The 14,614-nt window shown below is 75.6% G+C and carries 9 protein-coding genes and 1 pseudogene; 8 read left to right on the forward strand and 2 right to left on the reverse strand.

The window, feature by feature from the left end; translation table 11 throughout:
• The first annotated feature begins 87 nt into the window (after window positions 1-87).
• The 8 genes from AB0D28_RS00700 (at window position 88) to AB0D28_RS00735 (ending at window position 10,180) form a co-directional block, all read left to right on the forward strand.
• The gene (locus tag AB0D28_RS00700) at window positions 88-849 is read left to right on the forward strand and encodes a hypothetical protein (protein WP_357380745.1); all 762 of its coding nucleotides are present in this window, start codon (window positions 88-90) and stop codon (window positions 847-849) included.
• Window positions 846-2,645, forward strand: coding sequence for a DNA polymerase Y family protein (locus AB0D28_RS00705; RefSeq protein WP_357380747.1), 1,800 nt, complete (start codon window positions 846-848; stop codon window positions 2,643-2,645). Before AB0D28_RS00700 ends, AB0D28_RS00705 begins: the two co-directional genes overlap by 4 nt.
• 93 nt (window positions 2,646-2,738) lie before the next feature.
• Window positions 2,739-6,089, forward strand: a complete 3,351-nt coding sequence (locus tag AB0D28_RS00710) for an error-prone DNA polymerase (protein WP_357380749.1) — start codon at window positions 2,739-2,741, stop codon at window positions 6,087-6,089.
• A 96-nt stretch (window positions 6,090-6,185) separates the two neighbouring features.
• A complete protein-coding gene (locus AB0D28_RS00715) occupies window positions 6,186-6,365 on the forward strand; it encodes a hypothetical protein (protein WP_013287622.1) in 180 nt (59 codons plus the stop codon).
• A gap of 31 nt (window positions 6,366-6,396) precedes the next feature.
• A complete protein-coding gene (locus tag AB0D28_RS00720; RefSeq protein WP_357380751.1) occupies window positions 6,397-7,128 on the forward strand; it encodes a methyltransferase domain-containing protein in 732 nt (243 codons plus the stop codon).
• Window positions 7,125-8,300 carry a nucleotide pyrophosphatase/phosphodiesterase family protein gene (locus AB0D28_RS00725; protein WP_357380753.1) on the forward strand — a complete coding sequence of 392 codons (1,176 nt, stop codon included), beginning with the start codon at window positions 7,125-7,127 and terminating at the stop codon, window positions 8,298-8,300. The genes AB0D28_RS00720 and AB0D28_RS00725 overlap by 4 nt, the downstream gene beginning before the upstream one ends.
• Before the next feature lie 106 nt (window positions 8,301-8,406).
• Entirely contained in the window at window positions 8,407-9,666 is a 1,260-nt protein-coding gene (locus tag AB0D28_RS00730; RefSeq protein WP_357380755.1) for a DNA polymerase IV, read from the forward strand.
• A gap of 115 nt (window positions 9,667-9,781) precedes the next feature.
• Window positions 9,782-10,180 carry a DUF3040 domain-containing protein gene (locus tag AB0D28_RS00735; RefSeq protein ID WP_357380757.1) on the forward strand — a complete coding sequence of 133 codons (399 nt, stop codon included), beginning with the start codon at window positions 9,782-9,784 and terminating at the stop codon, window positions 10,178-10,180.
• Window positions 10,181-10,830: 650 nt separating this feature from the next.
• Here the strand turns inward: AB0D28_RS00735 and AB0D28_RS00740 are convergent.
• Window positions 10,831-13,319 (reverse strand): annotated as a pseudogene (locus tag AB0D28_RS00740) (DUF3488 and transglutaminase-like domain-containing protein).
• On the reverse strand, window positions 13,316-14,614 hold the full coding sequence (locus AB0D28_RS00745; protein ID WP_357380759.1) for a DUF58 domain-containing protein: 1,299 nt from the start codon (window positions 14,612-14,614) through the stop codon (window positions 13,316-13,318). The pseudogene AB0D28_RS00740 and the gene AB0D28_RS00745 overlap by 4 nt, the downstream one beginning before the upstream one ends.

A 14,614-nucleotide genomic window follows, 5' to 3' on the forward strand; every position in this document is an offset into this window, starting at 1 on the left:
CACGGCACACGCGTGCCGCGCACGACACGATCCACAGCACCATCCACGGGTGAGGCCCGTGGCGAAACACGACGGGGGGTTGGTCCGATGGCGGGCCGCATGGTGGTCGGTTCCGCCGCCCTGGCCGATCTGGTCCGGCCGGCGAGCGCACCCGATCCGGCCGGCGGTCACCGGGTGCTGCCCGTGCGGGCCGAGCTGACCGGGCTGCTGCCCAACCGGGGTCTGCGGCGCGGCAGCACGGTCGCGGTCGGTGCCGGCCGGCCCCGGCGCAGCGGCACCACCTCGCTGATCCTCGCGCTGCTCGCCGAGGCGTCCCGGGCCGGCTCGTGGTGCGCGGTGGTCGGCGTACCCACATTCGGGGCGGGCGCGGCGGCCGAGGCGGGCATCGCCCTGGACCGGCTGGCCCTGGTGCCCGACCCCGGGCCGGAGTGGCCAACTGTGGTCGCCGCGCTCATCGACGGGGTCGACGTGGTGGTCACCGCCGTGCCGGCCACCGTCTCCGCCTCGGTCGCGACCCGGCTGGCCGCCCGTGCCCGGCAGCGCGGAAGCGTGCTCGTCCCGTACGGGCGGTGGGACGGCGCGGACGTCACGCTCCAGGTGGTCCGGGGCGTCTGGCAGGGGCTCGGCCCCGGTCGGGGGCGGCTGCGCCGCCGCGAGGTGACCGTCTCGGCCCGGGGCCGGGGCGCCGCCGCCCGCCCCAAGGAGATCAAGGTGTGGCTGCCCGGCGACGAACTGACCCGGGTGATCCCCCGCTCGGCCGGGCTCGGCACCCCGGCCGCCGCGCCGCCGCGCCGGCTGCGCATGGTCGCCCCACCCGCCCGTACGCTCGCCGCTGCCGGTCCGGCGTGAGCGGCGTACCGCAGCGGACGCTGCTGCTCTGGTGCCCGGACTGGCCGGTCCTCGCCGCCGAGATCGTCGACGGGGTGCCCGCCACCGACCCGGTGGTGGTGCTGCACGCCAACCGGGTGATCGCCTGCTCCGAGCGGGCCCGCGCCGAGGGGATCCGGCGCGGGCTGCGCCGCCGCGAGGCACAGGGACGCTGCCCGCACCTCACCGTTGTCGACCACGACCCCGCCCGGGACGTGCGCGCGTTCGAGCCGGTGGTGGCCGCCGTGGAGGAGGTGGTCGCCGGCGTCGAGGTGATCCGGCCCGGCGCCTGCGCCACGGCGGCCCGGGGGCCGAGCCGCTACCTCGGCGGCGAGGAGGCGGCGGCTGAGCGGATCGTGGAGCACGTCGCGCAGAGCTGCGCGGTGGAGAGTCAGGCCGGCATCGCCGACGGGGTGTTCGCGGCCGGGCTGGCCGCCCGGGAGGGGCGGATCGTGGCCCCCGGCGGCACCCGCGGGTTCCTGGCCGGCCGCCCCGTCGAGGCGCTCGGCCGGCCCGCCCTGGCCGACCTGCTGCGCCGGCTCGGCGTCCGCACCCTCGGCGACTTCGCGGCGCTGCCCGCCGGGGACGTGCTGGCCCGGTTCGGTTTCGACGGGGCGCTGGCGCACCGGCTCGCCGGCGGCCGGGACGACCGTCCGCTGGCGGTCCGGCAGCCGCCCGCCGACCTGACCGTCACCGCCGACCACGACGAGCCGATCGACCGGGTCGACGCGGCCGCGTTCGCCGCCCGCACACTCGCCGAGCGGCTGCACGAGCGGCTGGCCGGATACGGCCTGGCCTGCACCCGGCTCGGCATCGAGGCGGTCACCGCGCACGGCCAGGAACTGCACCGGGTCTGGCGGCACGACGGCCTGCTCACCGCCGCGGCCATCGCCGACCGGGTCCGCTGGCAGCTCGACGGCTGGCTCTCCGGCAGCAACGGCCGGGGCGGGACGCGTCCGGCCCGGCCCACCGCCGGGATCGTCCGCTTGCGGCTGGTGCCCGACGGGGTGCTCGCCCAGGCGGGCCTGCAAGCCGGGCTGTGGGGGGAGACCGGTGAGGAGCGGGAGCGGGCGCATCGCGCGTTGAACCGGGTGCAGGGCATCCTCGGCCCCGAGGCGGTGGTCACTGCCGTGCTCGGCGGCGGGCGTTCCCCGGCCGACCAGGTGCGCCTGGTCCCGTGGGGCGACGAGCGGGTGCCCGCACGCCCCGGCCCGCCACCCCTGCCGCCCGCCGCGGCACCCCCGGTCCCGGCGTCCCAGGCTCCGGCCGCGCCGCCGTCCCGGGCTCCGGTCCCGGCAGCGTCGCCGTCCCCGACAGGGCTGTCGTCCCCGGCCGCGTCACTCATCCCGGGCATCGGGGCCGCTCCGGGTGCCGCGTCCGCCTCGGTCGCCGTACCCGATGCCGGGGCGCGGGCCGGACGGCGAGCCCGGCGGGGCCGGGCGGTGGCCGAGCCGCCGTGGCCGGGGCGGATCCCGCCACCGTCGCCGGCCGTGGTGCTGCCGACCCCGTTGCCGGCCGACGTGCGCGACGCGGCCGGGCAGCCGGTCGTGGTGACCGCGCGGCTGGCGGTCAGCGCGGCGCCGGCCCGGCTCACCGTCGGCGACGGGCGTCCGGCCGAGATCACCGGTTGGGCCGGTCCGTGGCCCGTGGACGAACGCTGGTGGGCGCCGGCCGAGGCGCGCCGCCGGGCCCGGTTCCAGGTGAGCCTGGCCGACGGCGCCGCCCTGCTGCTCGCGGTGGAGGGCGGGCAGTGGCTGGTGGAGGCGATCTATGACTGAGCGCCGGGAGAGATCTTGGTACGAAAGTGCCCCTCGGGGGGCCGTTTCGTACCAAGATCTCAGGCGGTTGGCCGCCGGGTGGGGGAGGCGCCGGTGAGCTTCCACAACCCGAAGATGCCGTGGTCCAAGTTGGAGCAGGTGCTGTCCGGGCGGGCCAAGGGCGAGCGGCACCTGCACGTGGTCGACCCGCTCGCGGTCGACGCCGACGGCGGCGACTCACCGGCGTGGAGCCGCAAGCGCCAGGAATACCAGCCGCCGGAGCTGACCCGCCCGGACGGCGTGGTGCCCTACGCGGAGCTGCACGCGCACTCCAACTTCAGCTTCCTCGACGGGGCCAGCCACCCGGAGGAACTGGCCGAGGAGGCGGCCCGGCTCGGGCTGACCGCGCTCGCCGTCACCGACCACGACGGCTTCTACGGCGTGGTGCGCTTCGCCGAGGCGGCCCGCGCGCTGCGGCTGCCGACGATCTTCGGCGCGGAACTGTCCCTCGGGCTGCCCGGCCCGCAGAACGGCGAACCGGACCCGCTCGGCCGGCACCTGCTGGTGCTCGCGCACGGCCACGAGGGGTACGCGCGCCTGGCCGCCACCATCTCCCGGGCCCAGCTGCGCGGCGGGGAGAAGGGCCGCCCGGTCTACGGCGAGCTGGAGGAGATCGCCGCCGAGCTGCGCGACCACGTGCTGGTGCTCACCGGCTGCCGCAAGGGGCACGTGCCCGCGGCGCTGCTCACCGAGGGCGTCGACGCGGCGGCCCGCGAGCTCGACCGGCTCACCGCGCTGTTCGGCGCGGAGACGGTGGCGGTGGAGCTGACCGACCACGGCCACCCGGTCGACGCCGACCGCAACGACGCGCTCGCCGAGCTGGCCGCCGCCGCCGGGCTGCCCACAGTGGCCACCAACAACACGCACTACGCGACCCCGGGCCGGCGTCGGCTGGCCACCACCGTGGCGGCGGTCCGGGCCCGGCGCAGCCTCGACGAGATCGACGGCTGGCTGCCCGCCGCGGCCACCGCCCACCTGCGCAGCGGCGCGGAGATGGCGGCGCGGTTCGCCGCGTACCCGGGCGCTGTGGCGCGGGCCGCGGAATACGGCGCGGAACTCGCCTTCGACCTCCAGCTCGTGGCGCCGAGGCTGCCCGCGTACCCGGTGCCGCCCGGGCACACCGAGATGAGCTGGCTGCGCCGGCTGACCATGGACGGCGCCCGCGAGCGCTACGGGCCGCCCGAGGCGCACCCGGAGGCGTACGCGCAACTGGAACACGAGCTGCGGATGATCGAAGATCTCGGCTTCCCCGGCTACTTCCTGGTCGTCTACGACATCGTGGCGTTCTGCCGCGCGCAGGACATCTACTGCCAGGGCCGGGGGTCGGCGGCCAACTCGGCGGTCTGCTACGCGCTGCGCATCACAAACGTGGACGCGGTCCGGCACCGGCTGCTGTTCGAACGCTTCCTCGCCCCGGAACGCGACGGCCCGCCCGACATCGACGTGGACATCGAGTCCGACCGCCGGGAGGAGGTGATCCAGCACGTCTACGCCCGCTACGGCCGGGAGCACACCGCCCAGGTCGCCAACGTCATCTCGTACCGGCCCCGGTCGGCGGTGCGGGACGTGGCGAAGGCGTTCGGGTTCTCGCCCGGCCAGCAGGACGCCTGGAGCAAGCAGATCGACAGGTGGGGCTCGGTCGCGGCGGTCGACGTGGCGAACATTCCGGAGCAGGTGGTCGCGTACGCGAACGAACTGCAGACCTTCCCCCGGCACCTGGGCATCCACTCCGGTGGCATGGTGATCTGCGACCGGCCGGTGATCGAGGTGTGCCCGGTGGAGTGGGGCCGGATGCCCGGGCGCAGCGTGCTCCAGTGGGACAAGGACGACTGCGCCGCCGTCGGCCTGGTCAAGTTCGACCTGCTCGGCCTCGGCATGCTCTCGGCGCTGCACTACGGCTACGACCTGATCGGCTCCCGCCTCGACCTGGGCGACATGACGCTGGACGACCCCGAGGTGTACGACATGCTCTGCCGGGCCGACTCGGTGGGCGTGTTCCAGGTGGAGAGCCGGGCCCAGATGGCCACGCTGCCCCGGCTCAAGCCGCGCGAGTTCTACGACCTGGTGGTGGAGGTGGCGCTGATCCGGCCCGGCCCGATCCAGGGCGGCTCGGTGCACCCGTACATCAGGCGCAAGAACGGCCAGGAGCCGGTCACGTACGCGCACCCGCTGATGCGCAACGCGCTGGAGAAGACGCTCGGCGTGCCGCTGTTCCAGGAGCAGCTCATGCAGCTCGCCATCGACCTGGCCGGGTTCGACGCGGCCGGCGCCGACCAGCTGCGCCGGGCCATGGGGGCGAAGCGCTCGGTGGAGCGGATGGCGCAGATCGCCGACCGGCTCTACGCCGGGATGGCCGAGCGGGGCATCACCGGCGAGCTGGCCGACGACGTCTATCGCAAGCTCACCGCGTTCGCCAGCTACGGCTTCCCGGAGAGCCACGCGATGAGCTTCGCCTACCTGGTGTACGCCAGCTCGTGGCTCAAGCGCTACCACCCCGGCCCGTTCCTGGCCGCGCTGCTCAACGCGCAGCCGATGGGCTTCTACTCGCCGCAGACGCTCGCCGACGACGCCCGCCGGCACGGTGTGGAGGTGCGCCGGCCGGACATCAACGCCAGCGGCGCCAAGGCGGTGCTGGAGTCCACGCCGCAGACCCGGTGGGGCAGCGTGCCGGGCGAGCCGCCGCACGCCTGGGGGCTGGGCGGCCCGGCGGTGCGGCTCGGGCTGGGCAGCGTCCGTACCCTCGGCGTCGACGTGGCCGAGCGGATCGAGGCGGAACGCGCCGCGCACGGGGCGTACCGGGACATGCCGGACCTGGCCCGCCGCGTCGGTCTCACCGCCGCGCAGCTGGAGGCGCTGGCCACCGCCGACGCCTTCGCCTGTTTCGGGCTGACCCGGCGGCAGGCCCTCTGGGCCGCCGGCGCGGCGGCCCAGGACCGGCCCGGCCGGCTGCCCGGCACGGTGACCGGCGCGGACCCGCCCGCCCTGCCCGGCATGGCCGCGGTGGACCGCCTGGTCGCCGACGTCTGGGCCACCGGCCTGTCCCCGGAGAGCCACCCGGCCCGGTTCATCAGGGACCGCCTCGACGAGCTGGGCGCGGTGCCGATCGCCCGGCTCGGCCAGGTGCCACCCGGGCAGCGGATCCGGGTCGGCGGGATCGTCACCCACCGGCAGCGCCCGGCGACCGCCGGCGGCGTCACGTTCCTCAACCTGGAGGACGAGACCGGGATGCTCAATGTCACTTGCTCACCGGGGCTGTGGCAGAGATACCGTCGAGTCGCCCGCACCAGCGGAGCACTTGTGGTGCGGGGCCGGCTGCAGCGGCACGAGGGCGTCACGAACCTCACCGCGGACCGGCTGGACGCGATCGAGCCCCCCGTCACACCGGCGTCAAGGGATTTCCGTTGATGGAGTGATCCACATTACGGTTTCTCCGAGCCGGAGGCGGGAGACTCCCGACGCGGGTGGGCAGAGTGGCCCACCCGGGGTATGGGGGATGAACCGATGACCTTTCACCGCACGAACGCCGGTGGCGTGGCAAACGCCCGGCGGACCCGCCTCGGCGCCGACTGGGCGCCCACCCACGAGGCCGAGCCGCGGGAATACCAGGTGACCGACGGCCCGGTGGCCAACCACCAGCGTTCCCGCGCCGAGGACGACCCCGCCGGCGGCGGCGAGTCCTGAACCCGGGCCGGGGGGTGACTAGGCTCGGCGCGTGGAGCAGATCCGAACCCTCACCCCCCGCACCGCAGTCATCTGGTCGGTGCTCCGGGCCGAGCTGGACCGGCGGGCCGGCGAACGACTCTCCGTGCTCGACGTCGGCGGCGGGACCGGCGGCTTCGCCGTCCCGCTCGCCGAGGCCGGTCACCGGGTCACGGTGATCGACGCCAGCCCCGACGCGCTCGCCGCGCTGACCCGACGGGCCGCCGAGGCCGGGGTCGCCGATCGGGTACGCGCGACGCAGGGCGACGCCGACGCGCTCACCGGACTCGTCGAACCAGCCACCGTGGACCTGGTGCTCTGCCATTCCGTCCTCGAGGTGGTCGACGACCCGGAACCGGTGACGTCAGCGCTGGTCGCCGCGCTGCGGCCGGGTGGCGCGGCGAGCGTGCTCGTCGCCGGCCGGGCCGCCGCCGTGCTCGGCCGGGCGATGAACGGGCAACTGGACGCCGCCGCCGCGCTCGCCGCCGACCCGAACGGCACCACCGGCGGCCGGGACACGCTGCGCCGCCGCTACGACGCCGCCGACGCGGGCGCGCTGCTCACCGCCGCCGGCCTCGTCGTGGAGGAGGTCCACGGGGTACGGGTGCTCGCCGACCTTCTTCCGGCCGCGGTGGCCGACGGGCAGCAGGCCGCCCTGGTGGAGCTGGAGCGCGCCCTCGCATCCCGGTCCCCGTACCGGGATCTCGCCGCCCAGCTGCACCTGTTCGCCCGCCGCCCGGCATGACCGGTCCGGCTCCCGATCCGGCTCCCGGCCCGCTGGACCGGGTGGCGCCGCGCTACGACGGCGGCGCCCTGACCGACGTGCTGCCCAGCGCGTTGGCGCTGCTCGGCGTACCGGGCGCGGCCGACCGGCTCGGCCTGGCCCCGCGCCTGGCCGGGGTACGCCGGATCGCGGTGCTGCTCGTCGACGGCCTCGGCTGGTACCAGATCCCCACCGCCGCCCCGTACGCCCCGACGCTCGCCGGCCTGGCCGCCACCGCCGGCCGCCCACTCACCACCGGCTTCCCGTCCACCACCCCGACAAGCCTGGTCAGCCTCGGCACCGGCACCGGGTCCGGCGCGCACGGCGTGCTCGGCTTCACGGTCCGGGTGCCCGGCACCGGCCGGGTGCTCAACCACGTCGACTGGGCCGGCGACCCCGATCCGGTGAGCTGGCAGCCGGTGCCCACCTGGTACCAGCGGGCCCGTGCCGCCGGGGTCGCGGTGACTGTGGTCAGCCGCCCCGAGTTCGCCGGCAGCGGCCTGACGCTCGCCGCCAACCGGGGCGGCGACTACCGGGGCGCGGCGGGCGTGGACGCGCTCGCCGCCCGGATGCTGGCGGCGCTCGCTGCCGGGGACGGGCCCACGCTCGTCTCCGGCTACCACCCCGACCTGGACCGGCACGGGCACCTCAGCGGCGTGGACTCCGCACCCTGGCGGACCGCCGCCGCCGACGTGGACGCGCTGCTGGCCCGGCTCGTCGACGGGCTGCCGCCGGACGCCGCGCTGCTCGTCACCGCCGACCACGGCCAGCTCGACGTGCCCGCCGGGCACCGGATCGACCTGGACACCGACCCCCGGCTGCGGGCCGGGGTACGGGTGGTCGCCGGTGAGCCCCGGGTCCGCTACCTGCACGTCGAGCCGGGTGCCGAAGCCGACGTGGTGGCCGCCTGGACCGGGGTGCTGGGCCCGGCCGCGCAGGTGCTGACCCGGGCCGAGGCGGTGGCGACCGGCTGGTTCGGGCCGGTGCCCGAGGCGCACCTGACCCGGATCGGTGACGTGGTGGTGGTCTGCCGGGACACGTACGCGGTGGTCGCCAGCCGCTCCGAACCGCCGATGGCATCGCGGCTGGTCGCGTACCACGGTGCCGACACCGCCGCCGAGATGACCATCCCGCTGCTGGTGATCCGGGGCTGACGCCGGTTCGTCCGTGCCTCTGCGCCGGCCTCACCTGGTCCGTGCCTTCGCGCTGGTGGCGTGGACTGGGCGGTGGGTTGTCGGACCGGCGGGCTAGCCTGCTGGCATGGGCCGCAGCCAGTCGTTGCCCCGAGGCGGTGACCCGCGCTTCGGGCCGGACGCCGACGACACCGGCTGCACCGTCCTGCACGTCGACATGGACGCGTTCTACGCCTCGGTGGAGGTGCGCCGCCGCCCCGAGCTGCGCGGCCGGCCGGTGGTGGTGGGCGGCGTCGGGCCGCGCGGCGTGGTCAGCTCCGCCAGCTACGAGGCCCGGCGGTACGGCGTCCGCAGCGCGATGCCCACCGCCCGCGCCCGGGCGCTCTGCCCCGGCGCGGTCTACCTCCCGCCCGACTTCGCCGCCTACACCGAGGCGTCGCGGGCGGTCATGCGGATCTTCCGGGACGTCACCCCGCTGGTCGAGCCGCTGTCGCTGGACGAGGCGTTCCTCGACGTGGCGGGCGCCCGCCGGCTGTTCGGCCGGCCCGCCGAGATCGCCGCGCTGATCCGCCGCCGGGTCGCCGAGGAACAGCGACTGACCTGCTCGGTGGGGGTGGGGCCGAGCAAGTTCGTGGCCAAGCTCGGTTCCACCCGGGCCAAACCAGACGGCCTGCTCGTGGTCCCGGCCGCCCGGGTGCTGGACTTCCTGCACCCGCTGCCGGTGTCCGCCCTGTGGGGCGTGGGGGAGCGCTCCGCGGACGCGCTGCGCCGCCTCGGCCTGCGCACCGTACGCGACCTGGCCGAGGCGCCGGCCGGCCTGCTGCGCCGGGCCGTGGGCGAGGCGTCCGCCACCCACCTGCACGAGCTGGCCTGGGGGCGTGACCCGCGCGCTGTCACGCCCGAGCAGGTGGAGAAGTCGATCGGCGCCGAGGTCACGTTCGACACCGACGTGAGCGACCCGGCCGAGATCCGGCGCTCCCTGCTCGCGCTCGCCGACAAGGCCGGCGCTCGGCTGCGGGCGGCCGGGCAGGTCGGGCGCACCGTGTCGCTCAAGGTTCGCTTCGCCGACTTCCGGACGATCAGCCGCTCCCGCACCCTCGCCGTGCCCACCGACACCGCCCGGGAGATGTTCGACACGGCCTGGGCGTTGTGGACCGCGCTCGCCCCCGGCGAGCCGGTCCGGTTGGTCGGTGTCCGGATGGAAGGTCTCGCCCCGGCCGGGGAGACTCCACGGCAGCTCACCCTGGGCGCGCCGGAGCGCGGCTGGCGTGAGGCGGAGGCGGCGGCCGACGCGGCGGCCGCCCGATTCGGGCGGTCCGTCATAGGTCCGGCCAGTCTTCTCGGCCGTCGTGATACCCGACAAGTCGAAAAACCGGCCCGGCCGTAGGTCGTCCCGCTTTCCGACGCGCGGGGGCCCTCGTAGACTTGCGGGTAAGCAGCCGGATGGCTGCCACGGTCTGTCGGCCCGACCGGGCCGACCAACGTGACCGGGGAGGAGTGCCGTGCCGCTCTCGGAGCACGAGCAGCGGCTGTTCGAGCAGATCGAGCGGTCGCTTGCCGAGGACCCCAAGTTCGCCTCGGCCGTGCGCGCCAGCGACCCGCGTTTCCACGCGCGGCGTCGCGTGCTCGTCGCTGCCGGCGTGGTCGTCGCTGGTCTGGCCCTGTTGATCTACGGTGCCGTGATCAAGATTCCCGCGGTGGCCGTGGCGGGTTTCGTCGTCATGCTGGCCTCGTTGGGCTACGCGGTGCAGTCGCACCGCCGATCCCAGTCGCCCGACCTGCACGTGGTCGGCGGCACAACGAGCCGGCGTCGTCCCCGTGGCCGCAGTGGTGGTCGCCGGGGCTCCTTCCTCGACCGGATGGAGGACCGCTGGCGGCAGCGCCCGGAGGGCCACCGCTGATCACGTCCCGCCCCTGAACCCGGGGGCGGGATACCGGCGGCACCTTTGGCAAGCGCCGCCGGAGCGACCCGCTGCGGGTCGCCGTGGCATGCGCGGGCGAGGGCCCGCGCTTCGTCGTGCCCGCTCCGACCCGGCCGGCGGGGCGGCTCCGCCGGTGGACGTGGCCCGTCCGCTCCGCTCCGCCGCGTCACGCTTCCGTCCCGCGTCCGTCCGGCGCGGCGTCACGCCTCCGTCCCGCGCAGCGCGCGCCGGTTCTCCGTCCGTCCGAGCTTCCGTCGTGCAGCGCCCGCCTGCCGACGTCTCCTCCGTTCCCGCGTGCACCCCGCCGCACCCACTCGGCCATGATCACCGACACCCCTTCCTGCCCAGCAAGACGAGCCTCCCGAATCGCAGGACCCAGAAAAGATCTTGGTACGAAAGCGCCCCTATGAGGGCCCCTATGGGGGCCATTTCGTACCAAGATCTCGCGGGTGCCAGGGCGGAAGCGTCCACACCCGCCCAGGCGGCGTGCACGGGCGCGCGCCGCACCGGAGCAGGCGGCCCACCCCGGTGATCAAGGAGTTTGTGTCCTCAGCAGAGCCGGATCCGGACACTAACTCCTTGATCACCGGGGGAACGGCCGGAGGGCCGGGAGGGGCCGGGAGGGCGTGTCAGCGGGCGGGGCGGCCGGCCAGGAGGCGGCGCGGGCTCCAGCGCGTGAGGCGCTGGCGGACCTGGCCGCTCGTGGTCACCACCCTTGCCGACCGTTCGGCCAGGCCGGTACGCCAGCGCTGCAGCACCGACGGGGGCAGCAGCGCCGCCATCAGCCGGGTGCGGCGGTCCGCGCCGGCCGCCAGCGCGCCCCGGACCGTACGCAGCGCCGGCTGTAGCTCCGCGTCGGTCAGCGGGTCACGGGCGTACCGGGCGCGCTCCTCGGCGCGGCCGAGCAGGCGTACCCCGGTCGCGGCGTCCCCGCGCTCGGCGAGCGCCTCCCGGGCCAGTCGCTCGGCGGTCGCTCGCGGGGTCTCCGTGCGGTCCACCCGGACCTGGAAGTCGACGAGCGTGTCGAGCAGCTCGTCCCAGGCGGCGTGCGCGTCGGCGCGGGCCGCCTCGGCGTCCACGCCGACGACCACCTCCCGCGTCTCGCCGCGCTGGCCCGGCACCGGAAGCGCGGTGGCCGCGGGCGTGACCGTCCGGGCACGCCGGCGGCGGCGCAGGGCAGAGCGGCGCAGGGCCGGTACGGCGAGCAGAGCCAGCAGCGCCAGCAGAGCGCCGGCCAGCCACCACGGCCAGACCGGGCTCTCCTCGGCCGGGCCGCCCTGGTTCAGGGCCAGGCCCTGGTCGGCGTCCTTGTCCAGCCGGTCCGTCTCGTTCGGCCCGGCCGACGGGCCGGCCGCGTCGGGAACGGCGGTGCTGCCGGCCGAGGGGGTGACCTCCTCGGGGGCGTCGATGTCCGGTGCCCAGGCCGAGCGGACCGAGCCGGCCACCGCCGCCGCCGGGGTGGCGTCGAACGGCACCCAGCCGATCCCGCCGAAGTAGACCTCGGTCCAGGCGTGCAGGTTCTGGTTGGTCAGCACGTACGTGCCGCCCTCGGCCCTGCTGCCGTTCGTGAACCCGACCGCCACCCGGGCGGGGATGCCGGCGGCCCGGACCAGCCAGGCCATCGCCGCGGCGTACTGCTGGCAGTAGCCGACCTTGGTGGCGAGGAAGTCGGTGATGTCCTCACCGCTGCTGCCGTTGCGGGTGGACAGCGAGTAGGTGAAGCCGTTCTCCACGGAGAAGTAGTCGTAGATCGCCCGGACCTTGTCGTAGTCGGTCGACTTGCTCTTCACCAGCTGCGCGACCAGTTCCTCGACGGCCGGGACCGACGGCCGCTCGGTCTGCTGCCGCATCACCGGGCTGTCCGAGGGCAGTGACGGGGCGGTGCGCAGCGCCGTGGGGCTGAACGTGGACCGGACGTAGTCGAACGAGTAGCTCTTGCCGCGGGCGTTGTCCCGGTTGGAGAAGACGACCTGCTGGTTCGGGTCGTACAGCCAGTTGCCGTTGAGGTCGTCGGTCTTGACCGGCTCGGCGTAGACCGGCAGCAACGGCATGTTGAGGTTCTTCGTCACCTCGACCGTGGCGCGGTAGCGCTGCTGCTCCACGCCGCGCACGGCGCGTTCCCTCGGGTCGGGCAGCGGCCGGGTGATCGGCCGCCCGGTCGGCACGCGTGCCTGGAAGCCGCTCGGCCGAAGGTCGTCGACCACGCCCAGGCGCAGGTAGAACGGCGTCGTCTCGTCGGTGCTGACCTTGACCAGCTCGACTTCCTCACTCTGGTTGAGCTGGCCGCTGAGCGCCGCGAACAGGTCGACCCGGCCCGAACTGCCGCCCTGGCCCGGCCGCCCGCTGCCGTCGCCGGGCCCGTTGCCGACGTTGTTCATCAGGCCGCCGGTCATCCCGGGCACCGCGAGCGGCAGCGCCACCGCCACGATCACGCCGACCACCGCGAGCCGTCGTCCCGCCGCGGCCAGCGGGGACGCCTCCCAGACGTCCACGTCCCGCCCCTCGCCGGTGAACCGGCGGCCGAACCGGCGTACCCGGTCGACGTTGTCGGTGACCAGCATCCAGAGGTAACCGGCGGCGCCCACCACGAACGGGGTGGCCGGGACGCTGTCCACGTACACCGCGACCGGCACCGAGTAGATGGCGAGCATCGGCAGGCCGGCCAGCGCGGGCCGGCGCAACCCGACCGCGAGCACGTCCACCACCACCGCCACCGCGCCGATGCCGAGCACCGCGAGGAACAGCAGCGAGTCGACGTCCGGCACCTTCACGCCGTACGAGCGCATGTCCTGCAACGACGCCTGGAGCAGGTCGCCGAAGTGGGCGAACGTCGCAGGGGTCGGCACGAACGCGAGCAGTTCGGTGCCGCCGGGGAAGACCCACGTCAGGCCCAGGGTCAGCCCGGCCAGCATGGCGAGCACCTGCCCCCACAGCGGGAACCGGCCCAGGCGGCTCAACGCGGCCGAGCCGGCCACCACGGCGACCACGACGGCGGCCTGGATCAGCCAGGTCCAGCGTTCGAAGATCGCCGACAGCGGTGCCGCCGCCAGCAGCGTCGCCGCCGCGGCGACGAACCCGATGTTGCGGTGCGGGGTCACAGGGACATCCTTCCGGTCATCGTCGTCCGCCGGCCACCGTCTCGGCCATGGCCGCTCGCAGCGCGAAGCCCTGCGAGCCCCGTCCGGCCTGCGGCCACACCATCGGCAGGCGCGTGCCGTGCTCCACCCCGATGACCCGCCAGCCGCTCTGCAGCAGCGCGAGCGCGGCGGCGCCGTGTGCCCGCTCCGCTTCGGCCCGGGCGTTCGGTGGCAGGTTGAGCCAGGTGTTGCTGTCCAGCAGGAACGCCACACAGGTTGCGCCGTTGCCGCGCAAGCCGGCCAGCAGTTCCGCCTCGGCGGCGCCGAGCGTGCCGAGCAGCGCGATGATCAGACCGCCGTCGGCCCGCTGCCGGACCTGCTGCACCAGCGTGGTGATCTCGCCGCGCCGGTCCAGGTGCACGTCGGCGAGGTGGTCGAGGAGCAGTCCCTCACCGCCGGCCTCGGTGGCCCCGACGTCGGCGCCGTTGCCGGTGACCAGCCGCAGCTTGTAGCCGGCCTCGCGCAGGTGCACGGCGACGCTGGCCGCCGCCGAGACCGCCCACTCGAAGCTTGCCGTCGGGCCCTCGCCCCGGTGCCCGCCGGCGCGGGTGTCGAGCACCACCGTGGCGCGGCTCTCCCACGGCTGCTCCTCACGGCGCACCATCAGCTCACCGGTGCGGGCGGTGGACTTCCAGTGCACCCGGCGCAGGTCGTCGCCCATCCGGTACTCCCGGGTGGCGGCGTCGTCCTCGCCGTGCACCGCCACCGAGCGGGCCCGGCTGTCGCCGCTGCCCGCGTACTCACCGGGGAGCCGCACCGACGGCAGCGGGGTGACCTGCGGGATCACCGTGAGGTGGTCGGTGCTGGGGAACGACCGGGTCAGCTCGCACAGTCCGAACGGGTCGGTCAGCCGGATCACCAGCGGCCCGACCTCGTAGCGGCCCCGCACGTCCGCCCGGACCGTGTACGCCACCGAGCTGGCCTGGTGCGCGCCGAGCCGTTCCAGCACCACCCGGGGGCGGCTGCCCAGCGCGTACGGCAGGCGGTCCTCCAGCAGCAGCGTGCCGGTGGGCAGCCGGGACAGGTTCTGCAACCGCAGCACCACCCGGGAGCTGGCCCCGACCGGCACCCGGTGCGGCTCCAGCGACCTGTTGCAGGCCAGCTTGTACCGGCTGCGCCCGACGTACGCGGCGGCCAGCAGCGGCAGCACGGCGAGCAGGACCGCCACCCGGAGCAGGTCCTTCTCGCCGAGGATGCCGGCGGAGATCGCGGCGGCCACCGCGGCCGCCAGGAAGGAGCGGCCGCGGGTGGTCAGCCCACGCAGGCCGTCGCGCAC

This window comes from Micromonospora sp. NPDC048169 (assembly GCF_040652815.1).
Taxonomy (GTDB): domain Bacteria; phylum Actinomycetota; class Actinomycetes; order Mycobacteriales; family Micromonosporaceae; genus Micromonospora.